Annotated in this window: 19 protein-coding genes; 7 read left to right on the top strand and 12 right to left on the bottom strand. The window is 41.8% G+C overall.

The annotated features are described in order from the left end of the window. Positions 1–136 precede the first annotated feature (136 nt). The 11 genes from N483_RS11870 to ccoN all read right to left on the bottom strand — a co-directional run bounded on the left by N483_RS11870 (position 137) and on the right by ccoN (position 13,663). Positions 137–4,231, bottom strand: a complete 4,095-nt coding sequence (locus N483_RS11870; protein ID WP_023401633.1) for a GEVED domain-containing protein — start codon at positions 4,229–4,231, stop codon at positions 137–139. Positions 4,232–4,687: 456 nt separating this feature from the next. Beyond that, positions 4,688–5,611 carry a universal stress protein UspE gene (gene uspE / locus N483_RS11865; RefSeq protein ID WP_023401634.1) on the bottom strand — a complete coding sequence of 308 codons (924 nt, stop codon included), beginning with the start codon at positions 5,609–5,611 and terminating at the stop codon, positions 4,688–4,690. 95 nt (positions 5,612–5,706) lie between these two features. Further along, positions 5,707–6,435: an FNR family transcription factor gene (locus N483_RS11860; protein WP_023401635.1), complete on the bottom strand. Its 729-nt coding sequence runs from the start codon at positions 6,433–6,435 to the stop codon at positions 5,707–5,709. A 185-nt stretch (positions 6,436–6,620) separates the two neighbouring features. Then, positions 6,621–7,292, bottom strand: coding sequence for a sulfite exporter TauE/SafE family protein (locus N483_RS11855; protein ID WP_036977240.1), 672 nt, complete (start codon positions 7,290–7,292; stop codon positions 6,621–6,623). Then, a complete protein-coding gene (ccoS, locus tag N483_RS11850; RefSeq protein ID WP_023401637.1) occupies positions 7,279–7,452 on the bottom strand; it encodes a cbb3-type cytochrome oxidase assembly protein CcoS in 174 nt (57 codons plus the stop codon). Before ccoS ends, N483_RS11855 begins: the two co-directional genes overlap by 14 nt. Continuing rightward, on the bottom strand, positions 7,449–9,821 hold the full coding sequence (locus tag N483_RS11845; protein WP_023401638.1) for a heavy metal translocating P-type ATPase: 2,373 nt from the start codon (positions 9,819–9,821) through the stop codon (positions 7,449–7,451). Before N483_RS11845 ends, ccoS begins: the two co-directional genes overlap by 4 nt. Before the next feature lie 5 nt (positions 9,822–9,826). Continuing rightward, entirely contained in the window at positions 9,827–10,318 is a 492-nt protein-coding gene (locus N483_RS11840; protein WP_023401639.1) for a FixH family protein, read from the bottom strand. 124 nt (positions 10,319–10,442) lie between these two features. Next, the gene (gene ccoP, locus N483_RS11835; protein ID WP_023401640.1) at positions 10,443–11,408 is read right to left on the bottom strand and encodes a cytochrome-c oxidase, cbb3-type subunit III; all 966 of its coding nucleotides are present in this window, start codon (positions 11,406–11,408) and stop codon (positions 10,443–10,445) included. Then, positions 11,405–11,590 (bottom strand): cbb3-type cytochrome oxidase subunit 3, encoded by a 186-nt coding sequence (locus N483_RS11830; RefSeq protein WP_023401641.1) that lies wholly within the window; start codon positions 11,588–11,590, stop codon positions 11,405–11,407. The genes ccoP and N483_RS11830 overlap by 4 nt, the downstream gene beginning before the upstream one ends. A gap of 6 nt (positions 11,591–11,596) precedes the next feature. After that, the gene (gene ccoO, locus N483_RS11825; RefSeq protein WP_023401642.1) at positions 11,597–12,217 is read right to left on the bottom strand and encodes a cytochrome-c oxidase, cbb3-type subunit II; all 621 of its coding nucleotides are present in this window, start codon (positions 12,215–12,217) and stop codon (positions 11,597–11,599) included. Between the two features lie 12 nt (positions 12,218–12,229). Continuing rightward, a complete protein-coding gene (gene ccoN / locus N483_RS11820; RefSeq protein WP_023401643.1) occupies positions 12,230–13,663 on the bottom strand; it encodes a cytochrome-c oxidase, cbb3-type subunit I in 1,434 nt (477 codons plus the stop codon). 505 nt (positions 13,664–14,168) lie between these two features. Between ccoN and N483_RS11815 the strand changes: the two genes are divergently transcribed. The 7 genes from N483_RS11815 to N483_RS11785 all read left to right on the top strand — a co-directional run bounded on the left by N483_RS11815 (position 14,169) and on the right by N483_RS11785 (position 22,778). Further along, positions 14,169–14,453: a hypothetical protein gene (locus N483_RS11815; RefSeq protein WP_155250821.1), complete on the top strand. Its 285-nt coding sequence runs from the start codon at positions 14,169–14,171 to the stop codon at positions 14,451–14,453. Positions 14,454–14,935: 482 nt separating this feature from the next. Further along, complete coding sequence (locus N483_RS11810; RefSeq protein WP_155735412.1) at positions 14,936–18,001, top strand: hypothetical protein; 3,066 nt, start codon at positions 14,936–14,938, stop codon at positions 17,999–18,001. An 81-nt stretch (positions 18,002–18,082) separates the two neighbouring features. After that, positions 18,083–19,135: a hypothetical protein gene (locus N483_RS11805; protein WP_231105449.1), complete on the top strand. Its 1,053-nt coding sequence runs from the start codon at positions 18,083–18,085 to the stop codon at positions 19,133–19,135. Positions 19,136–19,144: 9 nt separating this feature from the next. Next, on the top strand, positions 19,145–21,034 hold the full coding sequence (locus N483_RS11800) for a hypothetical protein (protein ID WP_023401647.1): 1,890 nt from the start codon (positions 19,145–19,147) through the stop codon (positions 21,032–21,034). A gap of 9 nt (positions 21,035–21,043) precedes the next feature. Next, a complete protein-coding gene (locus N483_RS11795) occupies positions 21,044–21,571 on the top strand; it encodes a GreA/GreB family elongation factor (protein ID WP_231105448.1) in 528 nt (175 codons plus the stop codon). 109 nt (positions 21,572–21,680) lie between these two features. Then, positions 21,681–21,944 (top strand): hypothetical protein, encoded by a 264-nt coding sequence (locus N483_RS11790; RefSeq protein WP_023401649.1) that lies wholly within the window; start codon positions 21,681–21,683, stop codon positions 21,942–21,944. 234 nt (positions 21,945–22,178) lie between these two features. Next, positions 22,179–22,778: a class I SAM-dependent methyltransferase gene (locus N483_RS11785; RefSeq protein ID WP_023401650.1), complete on the top strand. Its 600-nt coding sequence runs from the start codon at positions 22,179–22,181 to the stop codon at positions 22,776–22,778. On the opposite strand, the gene N483_RS11780 is transcribed toward N483_RS11785, so the two are convergent. Continuing rightward, positions 22,767–23,756, bottom strand: a complete 990-nt coding sequence (locus N483_RS11780) for a GlxA family transcriptional regulator (protein ID WP_023401651.1) — start codon at positions 23,754–23,756, stop codon at positions 22,767–22,769. The two genes, N483_RS11785 and N483_RS11780, sit on opposite strands and share 12 nt — an antisense overlap. Between the last annotated feature and the right edge of the window lie 93 nt (positions 23,757–23,849).

Here is a 23,849-nt window from a genome sequence, read left to right as displayed (position 1 = left end):
AGAGATAAAAATAGGAGGCCTAGTATTGTATCGAAAGTGCTGTTTTGTTTGAGAGCATTTGGGGGAGTGCCCGTGTTTGCTTTATAAAAAAGCCCCTTATTGCTAAGAGGCTTTGGCCAGTGAGAAGATTATCTGTTTATTCAAACTTTGCGTTAAGTTGTGTTCCAGTACCTTGGCCAGACACCATTAAGTAGTGCCATCCAGAGCTCGGATTATTGATCACTATCTGTTCTTCGCTACTACCTTGAGTAGTCGCTGAATTATGGAAGTTACTTGTGCTTGGCCAACCAGCTGCGTTTTGGTAAATGCTAGCGTCGCCGTCCCCACCTGAAGTAGTGATTGTTAGCTTAGACTGACCAGTTGGAACGTTAATGGCGACATAGACTGTGTTACTGCCCATACAGATGGCATCATTATTAGACAAGTTGCCACGAGTTTGTGGTGTCTTAGTTGCACAGGCATTGACAGGTGGTTCAATGACATCACCTTCTGTGTATGAACCGGTCAATGTAACGTTGTCAGAAGCCGTCCAGCCTACGACCGAAACATAGTAAATACCGCCGGATTTAGTTAATTTGCTGCTGTCACATGTTTCGTCTCTATTGCCGCTAGTATATGGTCTACAATCCCAGTTGTTTGCAGTATCTGAATCACCAAATTTTACGTATAGATCAGGGTCACCAGTTCCCGCACCCATCTCAACCTTGATGTTTTTAGCACCCTCAGGAACGAAAAACGTAAAGGTTTTAGTTTCTTTTGCTGCAATTGAAATACCTGATTTAGTCACTCCATTGAGTAAGTCCGATTCAGGACCTTGTTCGTCAGTAATTGTCACGGAGTAATCTTCAACTTCACCCCAACCGTAGGTGCCACATGCGGGTAATTTCCCATCTGTTAATTCATATGATTGGATCACTCGCATTGTTGTTGAACCGTTTGTAGCAGAAGCTGGAATCGTTACTGAGTTAACCACTTCATCAAAGGTAGTCGCGTTAGTTAGAACTAATAGTTCCCCTGAGTCGTCAAAGCTATTGTTTTGGTTAAGATCTACATAAACAGCCCAATTTGCAAGGTATGGCCCATTTGAACCGTGTGTCAAACCAATCTCTGTTGCGTCGCCTTTCTTAAATTTGAATCCAGCATTTTCAAAGTGGCTGAACTTACTCTTTTCTGAACTATTACTTAAGTTGCCAACGCGTACTTTACTTGTCCATTGAGTTGTTGACTTGGCGTATGCAATACAGTGAGCAGCGCCACTAACCTCGACGTTTTGCTCTTTCATATAGCTTACGCCGTTTTGCAATGTAACTTTTGCTCTTACAGGGTAAGTACCTGAATATAGGTAAGTGTGTGAAGGGCTACTTTGAGTGCTGGTATGATTTGGATTTACCGCGCTGTCGCCAAAATCATACTCAATTGAAGCAATTTCAGCGTTACTTCCAAACGAGTCAGTAAAGTTAACAGTAAGGTTATTCGCAGTTACATTGGCAGAGAAATCAGCTGGGTTATCAGACTGAAGGTCGACTGTGAAATCTTCAACTTCACCCCATCTGATGCGGCCGCATGGAGATTTCAACTCTTCATAACTTTGTAGCACACGCATTCTGGTTTTACCCGTCAATGCAGTTGTAGGAATAGAAATTGTTTTTTCTATGTCATTCGCAGTATTCGCGCCGACCCAGTACCAAACACTTTCAGAATCCTCAAAAGAGCCGTTGTGGTTCATATCAATATAAACACGCCACTCGGCGTTATAAGAAGATTTAGATCCAGTAGCACCTTGACGTACAGATAGAATATTATCACCTCTAACTGCGCCAAGTACTTTGTCAGTGTGGTCTGTATAATTTGCTGAGCCTGAAGTAACGCTATTGCCGTTAAGTGTTACATTCGCGTTGTATTGATACTTTGGCTGGTTACCATATGCGCGACAATAATCTTGGCCAGCAGGTGCCGATACCGTAATTACCTTTGAATGTGTATATGTTTCACCATTTTTCAAAGTAACGGTGAGCGTTACTGTGTACTCTCCACCAAAAACATATTGGTGATTTGGACTCAGCGAGGTGCTGGTGCTTGAGTCACTGAATAGTCCATCGCCAAAGTCCCACTTGACCGAAGCAACATCAGCAGAGTCGACAGCAAAGCCTACGTTAAAATCGTTGTTGTTAATCGACGCAGTAAACTCAGCTGGGTTTGGTTCTTTTATTATGGTGATGCTGTAATCTTCAGCTTCACCAAACTTGAAATCACCGCACGCTGCAAGTTGTGTCTCTCCATCACGTAGCGTGTTGGATTGAATAACACGCATTCGAGTTGTGCCAGCTAGTGCGCTGTCGGGAATGGTGATATTGGCAAGTATGGGCTCTGGAGAAGATTTAGCTAGCGGCTCAGAAAAATGAATGAGCTCACCGGGATCATCAAAACTATTGTTTTGGTTTAAATCAATGTAGACAGCCCAATATGCGGAGTAGGGGCCAAACTTACTGCCACGTGTACCTTGTTGCAACTCAATTCCTGTTGCTGAGCCGGCGTAAACAGTAAACGGCTCTAGTGCAGTGTGATCGGTATACTGCCTTCTGTCCGATTGATGTGCTTTACCATTAACAGATACACTTTGTGTATATTGGTAGACGGCATTTGTTCCTTTTACCCCACAGTAGCTTTGGCCAGGCGTGGAGGTAATGGTAACTTGCTGAGAAGCTGAATGGATCAAGCCTTGGTTATCGGTAGCTGTGTACCTAACAATGTACGTGCCTGGGAATAGATAGTTGTGGGTAACCGAGTCACCTTGTGCATATGGCTTATTATTGTATACACCATCACCAAAATCCCATAGCGTAGAAACAATATTGCCATCGCTATCGTTAGCTTGACCAGAGAAGCTAGCTGTTAGGCTACCAGGTGTTATGGTAGTTTGCGTAATTGTAGCTGACGGTGCGTTGTGTGCCGATGTTCGCAAAGCAGCCATAAATGTAGCGCGTTCATTGTGTACTCGTGCATTGTCATTGACTTCAACAGTCCCCCCAGCTTCTCCTTTATAGGTACTGTTGGGGTTTGACCACACATTTAGCCTTTCTCCACAATCGCTAATAGCCATCAGTGTGCGCCACGTTTTAGACTCATTACAATATCCGTGGCCAAAAGCAAAAGGTGTGGTCGTCGAATCATTGTCATGTCTTGCACCGTACAAGTGTCCAAGTTCATGAGCAAATGTATTTTTAAAAGTACCCCAGCTACTTAAAGTAAATAAGGCGCTCTCAGCATCCGTACCGATTTGTCCTGCCCATCCAGCCCAAGGAGAGCTGGCATTTTGGTCTGCTAAAAACACCATAATATCTGCTTGGTGTTCATCTCGAATACTTTTCAGTTCTACGCCAAATCCGTTTGGGGCCAGTGGGTTAGGTTCTTCCAGCCAACTACTTGTGTCTTCATTTAGTAGTAACGAGTTGTCCTCTGCCATGTCTCCGGTAGATACATAGCCAGTTTGGTAGGAGTGTATGATTCTGACGCTGGCGTTAATACCACTAGCTGTGTAGCTGTCGTTGGTGTCTTTTTCCATTAGTGCTAGGTATGCATCGACATCGCCAACCTCGGCCGCGAGTTTATCTGTATAGGCAACTACGGCGGTTACTTCAGGCGTTGCATTGGCATCGCTGTTTGGTGCTGCGCGTAAGAAAGGCGAGATCTCTGTGTGACCGACTAAACCGTGTGAAGAGTCCCCGTGCTCCAAACCAGGTCTATCAGCTGTAGAGTCAATAGGGGAGTTATCTTGGACAAATTTACTTAACTTATAAAGTCCATTTCCCGCGGGGGTTAATAAATAGCCAGCATTGCCAATATAAATCTTCGCGCTGTAGCTGTTATTTGTTTTTATCATTGACAGCTTGGCATGCCCGTCGGAAGAGCGGCCATTTATATAGGTTATTTTACTATTTTGTTTTGTTACTTCATACAGGTGAATTTGTACAAACTGCCCATCAATTGTAAGGCTAAGTGAATTTCCTACTTGCAGGTTTTCACCCAAAGCGCTGTTTAGTTTGATTGAATCTAAAATTAGCTTTTGCTTTGTTTGGGTAGGTTCATTTGTTGATGACACCACTAGGTTTGAAATTTCATTTTCGAAACTCAATTGTCTATCAAATAGATAGGTTTCTTGAGCAGATGCTGAAAATGAAACAGTGATAGCCGTAGCTAGGGCTAGCTTTCTTAATTGTTTTTTTTGTCGCACTGTAACTTTCCTTTAACGAGTATGGGTAAAGCAAAATATGCTTCACATGTTGTTAAAGAGGTTTTTAGCCGTTTGATTTCAATGACGTACCTCTTGCATACCATACTTTAATGACAGTTTATAAAGTATGATTGTATACAATATATAGTATGCGATTAAGATTTGTACATGGTTTTGTTGAATTATTATCAACGTAATGAGGTGTTTAAATAAGAAACAAGGATTTTAAGTTCCTTTTTCATTAACAAAATCAAAGAGGTACAAATCTAGGTACGGACAGAAAAAAATTTACTATTTTTTATGTAAACGAGTGTTTGACTTGCTGTTATAAGTAGGAGGGAGTTTTTAATTCGAAAGTGGTGGCTGTACATTAATGGTAACGAACGAAGCTTTCACATGGGCGTGTTATACAGCTAGGAGAAAAAAGTCCGATACTAATATCGGACTTTTCTTTTGTTAGTGGTCTAGTGGGCTCTTGTAGCCATCTGGTTTTAGTGCTAACACATCACAGTCCAAACTGTCGATCACATGCTCTGCTGTATTGCCAATTAATGCTGCGCTCAACCCTGTGCGTCCAACTGTGCCAATGACAACTAGCTCAGCTGACTTTTTCTCTGCGACAGAGGGGATCACATCTTCAGGGAGACCTTCTTCAATAATGCATTTTTCTCTGGCAATTTCGAACTGGTTGGCCAAAGACCATGTTTCGTCTTCGTGATGCTTTTTCACCGCTTCGCTATATTGAGACGGATTGAACTCGGGGATCTCTATTGCAATATTCACCGGAGTTGCTGGGTAGGTATTAACCAAACTTAAAGACGCATTTGCTAAATTACAAATGAATTTTGCGTCTTTAATTATTCGTTGGTTGAGCTCTTGATGTTGTTCATTGTCACTTACAGAGTTGACCGCAGCAATAATTTCACCATGCTCAGGCCAAGCTTGATCTTTAACCAGCAAAACGGGAGCAGGGCACTTTCTTATTAAATGCCAATCAGTTGGCGTAAAAATCACTGACTTTAGAGTGTCGTGTTGATGTGTGGACTTAATGACGATGTCGAACTGTTCGTTGAGTACTTCTTCAATAATGGCTTCATACGGCCGATTGTGCCATACCACTTTGGCTCGTATATCAAGATCTGTATATTGCTCTATCAACACATTGATCCACGCTTCTCTATCCTTGATGACCGCAAGCCTCATGGCCTCACGCTCCTCTTTAGAGAGCATTGTTGTCATCTCATAGGAAAAATCATAGATGGAAAGGAACGCCGTTATTTCAGCACCGGTTGTTTGCGCGAGACTAATTGAGCGCTCAAGACTGTTTTGCTGCTCTTTAGTCGGGTCAATAACAGTAAGGATTCTCTTTATCTTATCCATACAAGCCTCCTGTGGCACTTGGCTAATCAATATACTTTGAGTGTAACTGATATAGCCAAGGTATAAAGCTATTTCGATGGAAAAATTGGTTTAGATCAAGTAGTAATACCTGCCGCAGCAGCTAATCCTTGTGACTCTAAAATAGTAATGAATTTGCCTTCGACTTTGATAAGACCAGCTTTTTGGAATCGGCTCAGTAGCCTACTAATTGTCTCAACAGTGAGGCCAAGATAATTACCAATTTCGCCTCGAGTCATAGTAAAGCGGAACTCTTTACGAGAAAAACCACGTTCACCAAAACGATTAGATAGATTAAAGATAAATGTTGCGAGCCTTTCTTCAGCGGTCTTTTTGTTGAGTAACAGCAACATCTCTTGATCGTAATTGATTTCATTGCTCATTAAGCGCATGATCTGCTGTCTAAGTTTTGGCAATTTACCAGCGAGCTCGTCCAGTGTATCAAATGGTATTTCGCATACCATGGACGTTTCAAGTGCTTGAGCGAAGCTTTGATGCTGCATTTTATTGATAGCATCAAAGCCCACCAAATCACCAGCAAGATGGAAGCCTGTAATTTGCTCGTCACCTTGTTCAGACAGGGTGTAAGATTTAAATGAGCCAGATCTCACAGCAAAGATAGCCTGAAGTGGTGAGCCAGACTCAAACAAAAAGTCTCCTTTGTGAAGAGGCTTTTTGCGCTCAATGATTTCATCGAGCTTATCCATTTCGTTGCCGTTAAGTGAATAAGGCAGACAAAGCTGGCTTATACTGCAATTTGTACAACTTATTGTACACTGACTTTTGGAGCGATTATTTAAATCCATAATTAATCCATTACTCTTAGACGCACATAAAAAATAAATTCAAAAATTGCATGAAATAAAAACTTAAATATTTCAATTAAGTTCAGTACTTCGAAATTTTCACGATACAAGCCTTTAAAAACTCCTGCTTTTAAAAGCTTAATTGATGCTTGCTATTATCTAATATTCGCAAGCATAAAACTAGATTAATCTACTAATTTATTACTAGTAATGATAATCAAGTAAAACCCATACCACACAAAAAGGTTTCCTAGCGCAATGCGCGTAATTGTGTGGTTCAAAAATTTGTTCAGCAACTGCGCTGACTGCCCCGCAACCAAGAGTGCAGGGAAGGTACCCAAGGCAAAAGCTACCATAGTAAGCGCTCCGTAAAGAGCGCTTTTGGCTTGTAGGCTCCACAATAGTGCGGTGTAAACTAGGCCACATGGCAGCCACCCCCAAAGTGCGCCGTATGCTAATGCTTTTGTCTTGGTATCAATTGGCAAAATATGTTTGTTTAACTTCACAATTCGTTGCCAGATAATGAAGTTACCAAGTTTTTCTAACCAGTTTAAAGTACCTGCAATTCGCATGATGTATAAACCGACTAACAACATAAAAAAGCCGCTTAAGTAAGACAAAGCCAGCGCAAAAGAAGTGTGTTGTTTGGCCAATGAAACACCCAGCGAAGCGACAAGTAACCCCGCTACAGCGTAGCTCACTAGTCGCCCCAGGTTGTATAAAAAGGCGACAACTAGTGGTTTTTGCTTTGTTTGTGCTAACTGCAAGCTTGACGCAATTCCACCGCACATCGCCAAGCAGTGTCCGCTGCCCATCAAGCCCATAAAAAATGCACTGGCAAAACTAATTTCCATCATTACTCTTTTTGTGCTGCTCTTTGTCATCTTCAAATAAAATACTGTGAGCTTGCTTGTTTAGATCAGAGAACTGTTCACTTCTGACAGCCCAGAAAAACACACCAATTGCGATGACGACAAATAAGATGGCGATGGGGATCAATATGTAAATTATACTCATAGCTTTAGTAACCTTAATGAGTTAGTTATTACCACGATTGAACTTGCAGACATGCCAATCACAGCAAGCCAAGGCGGCACCAGCCCAAGTGCTGCCATAGGTAGGATGGATCCGTTGTAAAGCAAAGAAATAGTCAAGTTTTGTCTGATTATTTGCTTTGTTTTAATGGCAACACTTTGTAGTGTTTTTAGTGAATTTAGATCACTATTTAACAGTACTACATCGGCTGTATTTTTTGAAATATCAGCACCTGTTTCCATCGCAATTGATAAATGAGCGGTATTGAAAACCGGGCTATCATTCACACCATCTCCAACCATTGCAACAATATGCGCTTTATCAGCCCACTGTGCGACCACGTTTTGTTTATCCTTTGGCGAGCAAGCTTGTTTGTAGGAATCTAATCCCAACTCATTGGCAAGATTACTTGCCGCATTGGAGCTATCGCCCGTTAGCATATGGCAGGTAAGCTGTTGTGCTTGTAAAAACTCAATGACCTCAGGTGCACTGCTCCTAACCTTATCTTGAAGATAAAAATCAGCAACGGGGTGTTTATCTATGAATAACGTTGCTTGAGAAAATGAGGCATGGCTGCCAAACCAGTTTGCCTTGCCGATAGCAACGTCTTTGCCGTCGTAATTACCGCTAACACCGAGTCCTGTGGCGACTACTGCATCTTTAATTTCAATGAAATGTTCGCTTTTGTCTATAAACGCTTTTGCAATAGGGTGTTCAGAGTAACGTTCCAATGCACAAGCAAGGGCCATTATCATTGGTTCAGTATACTGTTCGTCCAAAACGGCTACTTTCAAAATCGTAAATCGTCCTTCAGTAAGAGTACCGGTTTTATCAAACGCGTAACGAGTTACTTTTGGTGCCGTTTCTAGCACATGCGCTTCTTTAATAAGGATCCCTTTTTTGGTTAAGGTGGCAACAGCACAGGTTAGCGCTGTGGGTATAGCAAGGCTGAGTGCACAAGGACAGGTAGCAACCAAAACAGCAATAGTGACCCAAAACGCATGTTCAGGCTCAACGTGATACCAGCCAATTGCGGTGATTGAGGCAAAAATGAGCAAACACGCCACAAACCACTGAGCGACCTTGTCAGTTACTTCAACAATTTTTGGTCGTTTCATGAGTGCATTATGTTGCAGTTTAATGATCTGGTTTAGTAGGGTATTTTGTCCTACTTTATTAATTTTTAGAGTGATAGCGCCGTCGTGATTGAGAGTTCCTGCATAAACTTGATGGTTTACAAATTTTTTAATTGGTAAATGTTCACCTGTCATCATCGACTCATCGACGGTACTGGTGCCTTCAACAACAATACCATCGGCCGGAATGGTTTCTCCAGGTTTAACCAGAATTAGATCATTAAGAGCTAAGCTTTTTGCAGCAATGACCTCTTCAATGGCGCCGGTTATCTTTCTTGCAGTGAGTGGCATAAGTTTTTGTAAGTTTGCGGTAAACTCACTGGCCTTCATTCTGGCTCTAAACTCGAGGTATTTCCCAAGTAATAGTAAGAAGGTAAACATACAAATTGACTCGAAGTAGACTTCACCTACAGACATAACAGTGGCGTAACAGCTTGCGCCATAGGCTCCAAAAATAGCCAAAGAGACAGGTAAGTCCATATTCAGTTGACGGCTTTTAAGACCTTTAATCGCATTGGCAAGAAATGGCAGGGCAGAGTAGAGGATAACGGGTGACGCTAAAATTAGGCTTATCCACCTGAAGTATTGCTCAAATCCTTCATCCATCCCGGAGAACATGCCAAAATACATGGCGAATGCAAACATCATGACTTGCATCGTCATTAACCCAGCTACACCTAGTCGGCGCAAATATGCCTTTGCTGCGGCCTGCTTTTGTGCTGCTTCTTCATCAGCTTGAAATGGATAGGCTTTGTATCCTATCTGCAATAAAGCGCCAATTATTTCGCTCAGTTTTGTGCTTGAGTCTTGCCATAAAACCATAGCTCGGTGGGTGGAAGTGTTTACATCTACACGCTGTACGCCAGCAAGCGCAAGTAGTTGTTTTTCTATCAGCCAAGCACATGCAGCACAACTGATCCCTTCGACGCTAAGCAATACCTCTTTGTTGCTGCCTTGGTCGGCAACAAAGTCTTTTTGAATATCTTGATTGTCGTAACTGAGCAGTTCTTTTAATTGTTCTGGGACAAGTTCTTGTACTTTGCCACTAGACTCAGTACGAAACTTATAATAATCACTCATGCCTTGAGCGAGAATTGTCTCAGCAACGGCCTGACAACCTGTGCAGCACACAGGATTGGCAACACCTTCAAACATTACTTCGCCTTGAAATCCATGAGGTACGGCTTCGAGGCAATGAAAACAACTTTTTGCCATAAGACTTACTTGTATTGAGGTGTAATTGAAATCGGTTTGTCAGTCGGTAACTGTAGGTTTTCCTTCATTTTCCAACTGCTATCCATAGGTTCGATAAACACGGTGAATGCACCGTGATGTGCCTCATCTAGTAGTGCCGTAAATGCTCCACTGGCATTTGCCAGCAACGTGAGTGAAAAATCATATTCTTTTATTGTTCGGTGATAGAAGGAGACTTTAAGTGCGTTAACTTTGCTGTGATCTCCCTTGGTAAAATTAAAACTCACGCGCTCATTTTCAACAACGAGGTCACCGTGTAAATATAGTGCTTTAGCTTTGTCGAATTTGCTCAATTCAAGGTTAATCGCTTTACCTTTTTTATAATAATCATCCACCACCATATCAGGTCCATTGCCCACTGCAACAGTGACTAGAATAACGCACGCGATGATGGTAACGAGCGGGAAAAACATCAAAAACCAAGGCCAAAAATTCTTATACCAGGGGGTTGGATTCATAATTGTTCACTACTTTACAATGTTGTTGTATCTACTTTATCGCAAGATTTATATATCTAAGCTCTATTTTTATTTTAAAGAGCAAGCCTCCAAATTCGGAAGCTTGCTTATTTCATCTAACTGTTTATTTGTCTTGCGACAAACTGTAAACATAGGCTGTTAGCAGGTGAACCTTATCTTCACCTAAAATGTCTTTCCAAGCTGGCATTACACCTGCACGGCCATGACGAACTGACTCTTCAACGGCTCTTTGGGAGCCACCATATAGCCAAATATTGTCCGTTAAGTCCGGCGCGCCAAATGGTAAGTTGTGGGCAACTGAACCTTTGCCATCCATACCATGACAGGCAGCACACATTGCAAACTTGCTTTGACCTGCATCGGCGTCTTTTTGGTTAACCTTTCGACCTGATAAGCTCAAAACATAAGCGGTCATCTCTTTTACGCCTTGCTCTCCTAATGCAGCTTCCCAGCCAGGCATAGCTGCAACGCGACCTTGTAAAAGAGTCTCTTTAATTTGCTCAGGGTTGCCACCATAAAGCCAATCTTTATCCGTTAGGTTTGGAAAGCCCAACCCACCGCGCGCATCCGAACCATGACACTGAGCGCAGTTTTGTGCGTAGAGTCTTTGGCCAATTTCAAGCGCTTCTGAGTCGTTTGCAAGCGTTAATACATCTTGCTCTGCAAATGCTTTAAAGATAGGGCCAAAGCGTTCATCTGCCGCTTCGAACTCTTTGTCGAGTTGAACCCATAGACCTTTGTCTTTGGCTTCCAAAATCGCTTGTTTAGATTCTTCAAGGGAGGTGACCCCTTGGTTAGAACTTGTCCAGCCTAACAAACCTACGAAATTGCCCAAACCTGGGTACATCGCAAGGTAATACACAGACCAAACGAACGTTGCGAAGAACATGTAAGTCCACCACTTTGGCAATGGATTGTTAAGCTCTTCAATGCCGTCAAACTCATGACCACAACTGGCACCTTCTTCGACCCCTGTGTAGTTTTTCAGGTTCCAAATCAGTAGGCCAAAGATTAGAGCCAGACATGCTAAGGTCAATACAATGACCCAAATACTCCAAAAGCTAGTCATTTTTCAGACTCCTTTTCCTCTTTTGAGACTGTGTTGTCGTGTTCTATTTCGTCGTCGAAAATGGCTTTCGCAGCGTCGTCAAAACGACTTTTCGTTCGCTTACTGTATGCCCACACAACAATCACAATGAACAGTACTAAAATTACCAGAGTTAAAATGCCTCTGTATGTGCCGTAATCCATAATAAATTACTTCAAATGCGTGCCAAGTTGTTGCAAATAAGCTATGAGCGCTTCCATTTCTGTCTTGCCTTCCACAGCTGCTTTTGCACCTTGAATATCTTCATCGGTATATGGCACACCGAAGTTTTTGAAGACTTCAAGTTTCTTAGCGGTTAATTTACCATCCAGTATGTTCTCTTCTAACCAAGGGTAACCTGGCATATTAGATTCAGGAACTACGGAGCGAGGGTCGATTAAGTGCGCGTAGTGCCAGTCGTCAGAGTAGCGACCACCTACGCGAGCTAAATCAGGGCCAGTTCGTTTGGAGCCCCATTGGAAAGGGTGATCCCAAACAGATTCACCGGCAACAGAGTAGTGTCCATATCGCTCAACTTCGTCACGAAATGGGCGGATCATTTGTGAGTGGCAGTTGTAACAACCTTCACGTACATAAATATCTCTGCCTTCCATTTCGAGTGCCGTGAGCGGACGCAAACCATCTACTGGCTGTGTTGTGTCCTTTTGGAACATTAGCGGCGTTATCTCTACCAATGCACCAAAGCTAATTGCAAACACAGTTAGAATCGCCATCAAGCCGACATTTTTTTCTACAATCTCATGTTTGTTTGTCGAATTATTGTTGCTCATATTCGATACCTCTTAAGCCATTTGTGTGTTTGCATCAGTAGCCAAAGAGCCACTTTTTGCTGTAACAGTACGGTATACGTTATAAGCCATTACTAGCATGCCGACTACGATGAACACACCACCTAAGAAGCGCATGATATAGAATGGGTATGATGCTTCTAAAGACTGCACAAAACTATACATAAGTGTGCCGTCAGAGTTCACTGCTCGCCACATCAAACCTTGCATTACACCTGAAATCCACATTGCGACAATGTATAGAACAACGCCTACAGTGTGTAACCAGAAGTGTGTGTTGACTAGCTTGACGCTATACATATTTGCATGGCCAAAAAGAGCAGGGATTAAGTGGTAGATAGCGCCGATTGATATCATTGCAACCCAACCTAATGCACCTGAATGTACGTGACCTACAGTCCAATCGGTGTAATGTGACAGCGCATTTACAGACTTGATTGCCATCATTGGGCCTTCAAATGTTGACATCCCGTAGAAAGACAAAGATACAACAAGGAAGCGTAAAACAGGGTCTGTACGAAGCTTGTGCCATGCCCCTGATAGCGTCATGATGCCGTTGATCATACCACCCCATGAAGGGACAAATAGAATGACTGACATCACCATACCTAAAGACTGAGTCCAATCAGGTAGGGCAGTATAATGAAGGTGGTGAGGACCGGCCCAAATATAGAGAGAAACAAGTGCCCAAAAGTGTACAACTGACAATCTGTACGAGTAAACCGGGCGACCTGCTTGTTTTGGAACGAAGTAGTACATCATACCCAAGAAGCCCGCGGTGAGTAAGAAGCCTACTGCGTTGTGCCCGTACCACCATTGAACCATGGCATCTACAGCACCTGCATAGATTGAATACGATTTTGTAAGCGACACCGGTACAGCCATACTGTTAACTATGTGAAGAACAGCAACAGTTATGATAAATCCTGCATAGAACCAGTTGGCAACATATATGTGAGAGACCTTACGGTTAATCAATGTGCCAAAAAAGACAACAGCATAGGTTACCCAAACAACCGCGATTGCGATATCAATTGGCCACTCTAGCTCAGCGTATTCTTTTGAGCTTGTAATGCCCAAAGGCAGGGTAATTGCGGCTGCAACGATAATTGCCTGCCAGCCCCAAAATGTAAAAGAAGCTAATTTGTCAGAGAATAGACGCGTTTGGCAAGTACGTTGCACAACGTAGTAAGACGTTGCGAATAATGCACTTGTGCCAAATGCGAAAATAACAGCGTTCGTATGTAACGGACGAAGTCGAGAGTAAGTCAACCATGGAATGTCGAAGTTTAAAGCAGGCCAAGCAAGTTGCGCTGCGATAAAGACACCTACACCCATGCCAACGATGCCCCAAATCACTGTCATTATAGCGAATTGGCGTACAACTTTATAATTGTACTCAGTTTGTGATGCTACTGTTTGGCTCATTTTCTGGATTCCGCTGCAGTTAATGCGTTTAGAAATGATTAACCTGTAAAACAGGCCCTATATTTTATATTTCAACAGTCCCGCTTTGCGTACGCTAAATAAGACAAAGCAAGCCTGAGAAACCCTTATTTTTGCAAGGAAATAATAATTTTTTTGCAAAACAAAAGATACCTAAAACACCCCAAAGCATGACATCAATCAAGTTTTCAGCAGGTAGTTAAAAACCGCTGAGTTTTCATGACCACGGTCAAGCCAACCGAGATTAATTTCAACCTCAGCTGGCTCCTAAATCTTGATAAGCGTAGTATCATAGGCATATGTATAAGACGAATTATCAGCTTAAATTATGCGCTATTTTTCAACATTCGCTTTGGTATTTTTAATTTATTTACTTGCGTCTTGTTCAGACCTATATATAAGTATACATGAAAGTTCAGAAAAAAGTGAACGTTCAGTCAAAACTAAAAATTGCGTTCAGTCTGAACCGTGTCAATTGGGGAATGGTGTGAGATATTGGATGTCAAATGCTCAACTTAAGGCAGAGGAGCCTTTCGAGATCTTTATTGAAGCGCCCCATGATATGCAAATTCAAGGTGCACATATTGAAGGCGTGTCTATGTACATGGGAAAAATCCCCATTTTTTTCCATGAAGTGAAAACTGGGAGATGGAAAGCAGATGCAATGCTCGGATCGTGTAATTTAACGGAAATGAAGTGGCGGATTGTGTTCGCTGATAATAGCAAACTGTCATCAAGCGGACCAGCTTACCTATTCTCTTATCGTCAATAATTGATACTACACTTTCCCCAACTTTTCTTAAAATTGCAATTCTACAAATTACCCCCTTTCTTTAATATTGTAATTTTACTGTAACTTATATTGCAGTGTTATTGAAACATAAGGTGGATATTATTCTGGGTTTGTTACTCTAAACATACGAAATATAGGGCGTTTGGGTTAATTTTCAGGTGTTTTTCTGATTTAGTAGTAACGATCTCTGTATTGTTTTGTTGATTTTTATTGGTTAGTTTGTTTTCATATGCGTAACAATGTGGAGTTTGTGTATATTCGTGGTTTCTGAATTGTTGTTTTTTTTGGAGGTCATTAGCCAAAGAAATGCAAAAATAAACATGCGCTTTTTTTGCTAAGTACAAATGAATTAACAAGAAATTTTGAAAAAATTAGCCCGAGCACTAGAGAATTACTCTATAACAACTACGCTTAAAACAAATAAAAGAAAAATCTATAGGCATTTAAGGAGGCCTCCTGTGGTGAATAAAAAAATTTACCTTACCCCTATCTCCGCTTCAATTGCGTTTTCACTTGGCCTGTCTGGTTGTAGCCTGTTTGAGAGCGAAGACTCGACCACGGTAGTACCAGTTGATCCCGTACAACCAGCTGACGTTGAAGGTACTGCGTCGGTTGACTTCAATGTTTTTGTTTCTGGTAAAGCTGTAAAAGGTACATTAAGAGGCGCAGAGCTTGTAGTTAAAGAGTTAAAAGGTGGCGAGCTGGTAGATGTTGCTTATAGAAGCAACCTAGAAACTGTAGAAAAGAAAGCAACAGCAGCGTCTGAAGCTGAAGCAGTTGCGCAAGCAAAAAGCCAAATAGTCAGTGAAAGCCCGGCATCTTTGGTTACAGCAGACGACGGTACGTATGGTTTTTACATTGACCAACAGTTTAGTGGTGCTCTTTATATTACGATTAAAACGACCAAGTCTAGTGGATTTATAAAATGTGACGCGCTGTTAGGGTGTGGTGACTTTACTGCAGCAAACGAAAATGATGTTAACTCAAACTCAAAAGTTGACTTTAATGAGTGGTATCAAGACGATTTGACACTAAATGTGGTAAAAGAGATCACTGCTCAAGCTAGTCGTCAGGCAAGGGGTGCAGAAGGCACAACTAAGGCATACACGGCCAACGCAACCATATTTACAACGCTTGCTTCTGAACTTTTACAAAAAGTATCTGAAGATGGTGGCGCGATCGATTCTGATAGTGTCTCAAATGCAAGTTTGAGCACTTTGTTATTGCTGATGGGTCCAGAAGCGACAAAAGATGCGGTTTTACTGACAGGTGATATTTCTCTTGGCGGTGCCGTTGATTTTACAAATGTAACTGCTGAAGACACAATTGATGCTGGTACATTGGCACTGATTAATGTTGCATCAACAATTCAAAATATCGCTTCTAGCTCAAATGACGGTTCTTCTTTAGAGTCTGTACTGACAACTCTAAAGCAAGGTGTCAGTGATGGAAGTCTTAAAGACAGTAATAATGAAGCGGTTGCAGCGCTTGCTACAACACTCCAAGAAGAAGTTAATAAAACAGCGACGGTATTTGTTGCTATCGCCAGCGGTGATGTTGAAGCAATTAAAGCAGCACTGAAAGAAGTCGCGCCGGATCTCAGTGATGACGCATTAAATGAATTGGCTGAGAAAGCAAAAGATGCGCGCGACCAAGCGATTGAATCAGGTGCTACCGATGAAGACGCACTTGAAGATGCGGCGGAAGATTCGAAGAAAGCCGTTGAAGACCTTGGCTGTCAAGGGGATGAGTGTAACACTGATGATACAACCTTGATCAATGACAGTTTAGCAGAGTTACAGACCACGCTTACTCAGGCACAAGAGCAATTTACAGCGCTTAATCAGTCATATACAGAGCAAAATACAGTTCTAGGCACTGTTGTTTCACTAGGTGGAGCGGCAGAATCTCAAGAGCAAAAAGAGGCTTATCTAAAAGCGGCTGATGACCTTGTTGCGGCTCTTGCAAATCTGAACCTACAACAAAATGTCACTGCGTTGGTTTCTCAGGCTGGCCAGCTTTTGACCAGTGCACAAGGCCTACTAACATTGACGCAAGATGCTCAAGGTGCGGTTACGAATTCACAAGCGCTTGTGACAAACTCAGACACACTTAACACAAACGTAGCAGCACTAATAACGGCCGCTAATGGTGAGCGCGAAAAAGCGATTGCAGCCATTGACGATGCTGCGAATGCGGCAAAAGTACTTGCTGAAGCTGCTCTAGAAAGGGCTAAAGCAAGTGAGCAGACTTTCAATACAAGCAATGCTGAGGTGTCAGCACTATTTGCAGAAGCAACTAGTCAGTTTGCCGCCGCAGGTAGTAATTTAGCTGCGCTTGAAACAGCATTGGCGACAGCTGAAAACGCCGTTGAAAAATTCAATGCATTGAATGCACTAACAGATGGGTTTTTAACTGATGTAAATACAGCTAAAACTCGTGCTGACGAATATGTGGCAGTAGCAACTGATGCATTAAAAGAAGGTGCTGAGCAACTACTCGCAGATGCGACATTAGTCCAAACCAATGTAACAAATGGCATCAATAACTTTAAGGCGAGTGAACAGGGTATTCGTTCTTTGAGAACAAATGTTACTTCAGCTGTTGATACTGCAAGAGGTAAGTCAGGTACAGAGAAACTGACTTCAATCGCATTTGTGACAAAAGAAGGTGCTGATGCGGTATTTAATGCAGGTGAAGTTGTATACGATGTTGTGAGAGACATTTGGGACCAAAACCTTGATTCTGGTTCTCATAATGGCACAGCGCCTAACTACCCTGAGTGGACATATCGTTATAACACTGAGACCTATGAAGTTGAGTTGACGAATACGCAAGGAGATGAACATATTCTTGCTAATGCTCAGGTAAATTCGGGCGCAACGAGTAAAATTATTTTAACGTGGACTGGTACGTTGAAATCGACGGAAGGTCAAACAGTTCAAGTTAAATCATCTGATTTGGCTGAGTGTGAGCGTTGGGCCCTAGATGTAGTTGCACAACCAAATGCTTCATGTTCCGTGATTTTTGTTGATGGCAGTATTACCACAATTGAAGATGCTAGAAACTTTGATGCATCTAAAGCGCAGACATTCAATATTGTTGAATTTGTCGATGGTCAATACGGTTTTGACGGTACTCTATATTCAGAACTCACTTCAACTGATAGTGCAGGTAATTCAATTCCACTATTTGTTAATGACGCAATTGAACACGCAAGCATTGTTGTATCAGGAACGACAGAGGGTCTTCTGTTCACTGCGGACTTCGCGCTTAAGAACGAAGACAACAATGATGACCTTGGTTTAGCGAAAATTATGCTAAATGAGTTTAATGGCTATGTATTCAACGTAGATCTCGTCGATACAGATGGTCCATTGCTTGGTGATGTAACACTATACAATGATACAACGCCTGTGAAAGTTGGTGATGTGATTGAAATTACAAATGGATTTAGAGTGACTTATAACGATGGCTCTGTCATTGATTATACTGATATCGACTTCCTAGGACAAAATACCAACTAGTTTATTCTTCACAATAATAAAAGGAAGGCGGTTTATACCGCCTTTAACTTAATATTTATGACAAAACCCAATGCTCTTCTTTTGGCAATACTTTTTTCTACTTCTTCGTATGCCAACGATTTCGAAATAATTAACAACTTCGACTCTGAAATATATACTGAAGCTCAACCAGTCAAATCATTTCTTGATGAGTTTAATAAACCCCTTGAATCTGGCGACAGTGCTTTTACTTTCAATGTTTTTGAACTTGGTGTTAAGTATAAAGGGGTCTCTTTGGGCGCTCAAAGTCGGTATAACTATGCACTTGAGTTTGATCCAGACACTGCGCTATTTACCTACCTAGAGAAAAATGACCTTCCATTTGAAAAGAGAAACTATCGTTATTTACTAAAGGGTAAACAGTCAACAACACATGGCGTTTTTCTTGCCTATGATGTGGCTTTATTTGATAACTCACTGACTATCACGCCCAAAGTAACCTATTATCAGAGTGCTCATTTCCAAGACGCGACCGTTGATGGCACCATATTTAGTGATGAAATAAAAGGTGATCTACAAACACAGTACTTCTTTTCTAAAGACATTTTATTTAAGTCTTTCACACCTGACCAAAGCCCTGAAGGCAAAGGTTACTCTTTCGACTTATCGATTGATTGGCAAATTAGTGATGATTTGAATGTGTCATTTAAAGCGCTCGATTTAGTCAATGAAACTAAATACGAGGGGGTGGGCTTTGTCAATGGTGTGACAACCGATGTGCCTTTTATTGAGGAAGGGGACAGTATTGTCACTGAACCTTCAATTCGCTTGCGTACATCTGCGTTTAACCGAGAAGTCGATTATACATTTGAACACGATGCCAGATATTATCTAGATGTATCCTATCGTTTAAATGGTCGCGTATCGTTTGATGTATTTACAAGACGATTTTATAAAGACACATTTGTACAAGGCAACGTGAATTATCACTTTAATGATAGTTGGCGTGTATTTTCAGGGTATGAATCGAATTCCAAAGCTGTAGAGTTGGGCGTTGCGAATGAGTATTTCGGCTTTTCTGTCAAAACTGACAAGTTGGATTTAGATGATGCGCACTATGCAAACATTAACTGGTTTGTCCGTTTGGTGTTGTAGGAGGTAATTATGATAAAAAGAAGTGTACTGTGCCTACTCATTACTGGTCTAGCAGGGTGTGGTGGAAGTAGCGATGAAGTTCCACAAGTTTCTGATATTCAACCAGGGTTTGGCAATGATATAACTGAGAGCTTTGAAGCTGATATGCGGTTTTATGCGCCAAGTTTTATTAGCCAAAAAGGTGAACTGATAATACAAAACCTCAAAGGTAATGTTGAAACACGTCATCAAGTTGAATCGCTAAATCGCTTTTCTTTGACCTTACCAGTTGATGGCCAATATCATTTTAAGTTTGAGCCAGATAATAGCCAAGTGTCCTGCCCTAGAGAACAAGGTTGCGGGCGTTCATTGTTAAATGACCCAAATGATCTGAACGGTAATAACGAAATTGATTTTGGCGAACCAATTAATGCTGAAATTAGCTATGAGGCAATTGCGCTGCCTGTGCCCGGTCTCAATCAATTATTATTCTCTACGTTTTCAAGTGCATTGGTGTCAGCTAAGTTAGATAGTGCTATTTGGTCTTTAACCGCAGCGCCAAACTATCATATTACGCAAAGTACCATACTCAATGAGCAAAAAGCTGAGTATGTCGCAAACGCACTAACCTACGCAGATATTATGCAGCAGCATACAACCGGTCAAAAAGATACCTCGCTGTTCTCAAACGCAATTGCAGAGGGAGTAAGTGGTAATAGCGAGGCGATATCAGTATACAAACAATTGGCTAATCAGTATTTATCGGAGACATTACTGTCAGAAGAGTCAAACACTGTGTACCGAGTATACTCAGCTAAGGTACTTTTAGAAGTGAATGAGCTACTTAGACTAAACTCTTCTAGAGAACTACATACTGAGATAAAGCCGTATACTAATGAATTACTTACTGAAGTAAGAAATGCGTTGGGTGTTCTGCGTCTTCAAGACGATCAATATAGCGAGGAAATAAAATCGAAGCTTGAGGAAGTTGAAGACTTAGCAAACTCGGATGCGCAAAATGCATTTTTAGCTTCGCTAGAAGTCATCGGCGATGTAGTGAAGCATGTGTCTCCTTTTGAAGGCTCAGTGGCTGGTGAGTACTCGTTGCCTGGACTCAACATCGAATATCAGACAGAGAACGGTTTTCGGTGGATCATAACGGGTGTCAGACGTGGATTTGAGGTTGATATGGATATTACTGTGCCTCAATGGCGGATCAGCCCATTATTGGGTGATAAAATTGTTGGGTCTGGTAAAGGGTCGGTAACTAAACCTGATATTGCGCTAGACTTCGTTTTTGATCAATTTGAAATTGTAACTGAAGGACGTTTTGACCCGAACAACATAGAAGAAGTTGTAGGGGTGTCAGATGCTACTGGCAATGTAAAATTGACTCAAGGGAGCTCGATTTTGTCCGGTGATATCGAAATCGACTATTTGAGAAATCGATTAAGCGTCCGCACTATCAAAGCTGTGATCCCATATTTATCAATTGATGGTGTTTTAACAACCCCAAATCAAGTGACGCCAATCAGATTGTATGCTAACGAGCGCTCGCCGTTGGCAATGCGTTCTGATATGGATCTCGTTTTTGGTGCGCAATTGGAGCTTCCATTGAACGGTGGAAAGGATTTAAGGATTCAACTCTCAGGCGAGCCTGATATGTTATCCGATTTCACATCCGCGGATGTTTCACTTATTTTAGGTGGGCACGTGAGTGAAGTAACAGTTACAAACCTGGTAGGGAATATCAACCTAATTGTACGTGGTCGAGATGGTTACTGGGTCGACATCAAGAAAAAGAAGGAATTGTATACCGGAGGGTTCTATTTTGGTGATAAACTCGTGGGAGATGTACGAACAATCAGAGGCATCCCTGGGATTTTATTTCCTGATGGGAGCTTTGAATCCTTGTTCTGATTGTTTTGAATGAACAAAATAAAGGGCCACAATGGCCCTTTTTTATTTGGTGGTTGTAGAGTGAAAAAAGTCGTTGTTGTAGAAACGTTGAGGCTTGCTTTAGAAAAAAAATTGTATGAAGCCCAAGCCGCAGCTGATAGTGCACGAATGGATGCGATTCATGAGCAAAGTGCTGCTGAAACACAGTATGACTCATTGAGCATTGAGTCGGGTTATTTGGCAGAAGGGCAAAGCGAACGTGTTGAGCAGGCACATTTTGCAATCAATGCATTTGAGTCAGTGTTTAAGACCGACAAAATCAGCTCTGTGGTAGAGGGGGCACTGGTTAAGCTTAGTGACGAGGAAGGTGATTTATATTGGTATTTTATCGGGCCGACCGAAGGTGGTCTTAAAGTCACAATCTCGAACACGCAGATATTAGTACTTACCTTGCAATCTCCATTAGGGCAAGTATTGAAGGGTAAGCAGCTAGACGATGAAGTTGAGTTCGATTTTAATGGCTCAAAACAGTTTTTTTATATCGACGAGATTATATAGTCGATTTTATACGTCAAAGCAGATTTCATTTATTGTTAAGCAACCTCTAATATGCCGAACTTAAGTTCACGATTGATATGGTACAATCATCACCATGATGAGCATTTTAATGGAAGTTTTTTCAATGGGTTTTAAAGTCAATCACTATGCGGCAAAAACAATAAAAAGAACCCATACAGTGGATTGGGAGCTGATTTCAATCGAGTTGATAGTTGGTGTTATCTGCTGCGTACTTGCTGTTGTTGGCTATAAGGCGAGTATGTTACTTATTTTCATTCCTGCGGCTTTGATTGCTTCGCTTTGCCTGATGGGTATTGTTTATAGTTTTTATTTTTGTATTAAAGAAAGGCAAGCTAAGCGCAAACAAAGTTGAATCGTTGTTAGATGTCGTTGCAATAGTTGATAAGCAATTTGCGACTTGAGTAATGAAGAGTTTTACGCATGTACTGGCATTTTATCGTTCAAAAATCTAGTTTTGACGCTGGTTGTCGAAGCGCCCGTGACTGAAGAAGTACTTTTTCCGAACGGGGCGGGATACTGAGTTTCGCTGTGATATCGTCACATCATTGTATACGTCATCACTATAGTTGAATAAGGAGCTAACACCATGGTTGCAGGTACAATAGGGTATGAAAGAGATGTTTTGACCTTTGCAAAGGTGAGTTTCGCACTTGAGTTTGAGTATATAAACAAAGAGTTTTTACCTTTCTTACCAGGTGCACCAGCACGAGTACTCGATGCTGGGTGCGGCGTAGGACAGAACTCTGCGGCACTGTTTAAAATGGGCTACGATGTTGTTGCTGTAGAGCCCTTAGGCGCCTTTCTAGAAGCAGCTAAGTTGCAGTTTCCAGAGTTAGAAATTAACTGGCAGCAAGATAGTTTACCTGATTTGAAGCTGCTGACACCCCGTGATGTGCTATTTGACTTTATTCTGATGGATGGCGTTTGGCATCATTTAAATTATTCGCAAAGAAAGCGCTGTATCGATAGATTGTCTAATTTGTTGTCTCCTGGCGGCGTTTGCGCTATTTCTTTGAGAAATGGTCCGGCAGGAAAAGGCACCCATATCTTTCCAACCAGTTGCAATGAACTATTCAAGTATGCGAAGGAGTGTGGGCTCGAAGTTGTGTTCCATGTAGAAGATCAGCCCAGCAAGATGCCAAATAAACACAATGTAACTTGGTCTCGAGTTGCGCTAAGAAAATAGCTTTTTTCTGACAATTTTTCGATAAGCGCTCGGTGTTTGGTTCATTTGCTCTTTAAAAGCCCTAGATAGCTGGCTCTGTGAGCTAAAGCCAACCGTCAAGGCAACTTCCTGAATGCTTAAGTTACTCGAGGCCAATAGCTCGCATGCCTGTTGGAGTCTAACTTCTTGCAAATATGCAATGGCCGTTTTACCTGTGGCAGCTTTAAATCGGCGGTTGAAGCTTCGATAACTTATACCAAATTGCTGCGCAACTTCTGCCAGTGATAAGGCGGAGCTCGCATTGTTCTTTAGCCAAAACTGGATAGCGGCAATTTGTTCGTCACTGTGCCGATCGACAGCACCCTCTAAATAACGTTGCTCTTCGTAGGGCTTTCTGATCTCATGGGAAAAATTTTGTTGCACGTGATTTGCTGCGTCTTTGCCATAAAACTGACCGATCAAATGAACCACAACATCCGCCAAGGCGTTGAGACTGGCTACAGTGTACAACCTATCAGACTGGGTTATGAAGTAGTCGGGTTTGAGTTCAACAGCAGGGTAGCTTTTCATAAATTGCTTAGCATAGTGCCAATGTGTCGTTGCTGAGTGACCATTTAACATACCTGACTCGGCCAAAAAGCACACCCCTGTGCCCACGCCAATAACAGTTGCGCCTCGCTCCCACGCAAAGGCCAAATTTGTGGCTAGTTGGGGGTTGTGCCGAACAACGGGCCTCGGGTTTCTCCAAATACTAGGCACAATAATATAGTCGTAGCTAGTTAAAGACTGAAAGTCAGATTGTACAGCCATATTGATACCAACATTCGTTGTTATATGATTTCCATCTTCACTTAAGCATTCTATGGCGAGGGGTTTAAAGTTTTGACCCTTATGCCGCTTTGCATAAGCTTCACCAGCTTTGAGCATTTCAATAGGCAGCGTAACGCTGGTGATCAATAATTGCTCATATAAAGTGATGGCTATTTTTATTATTTCCATAAAACTCATCGGATCTGGTTAGGTTGGCGAAAAAAGTCAATTCAGTGGCGAATTGTGTAAAGTTATATTATCTACTTCATTCTAGAATTATTG

It is taken from the genome of Pseudoalteromonas luteoviolacea NCIMB 1944 (assembly GCF_001625565.1).
Classification (GTDB): Bacteria; Pseudomonadota; Gammaproteobacteria; order Enterobacterales; family Alteromonadaceae; genus Pseudoalteromonas; species Pseudoalteromonas luteoviolacea_F.
The sequence above is the reverse complement of the archived record's forward strand: the minus strand, read 5'-3'. Positions and strand labels throughout refer to the sequence as shown.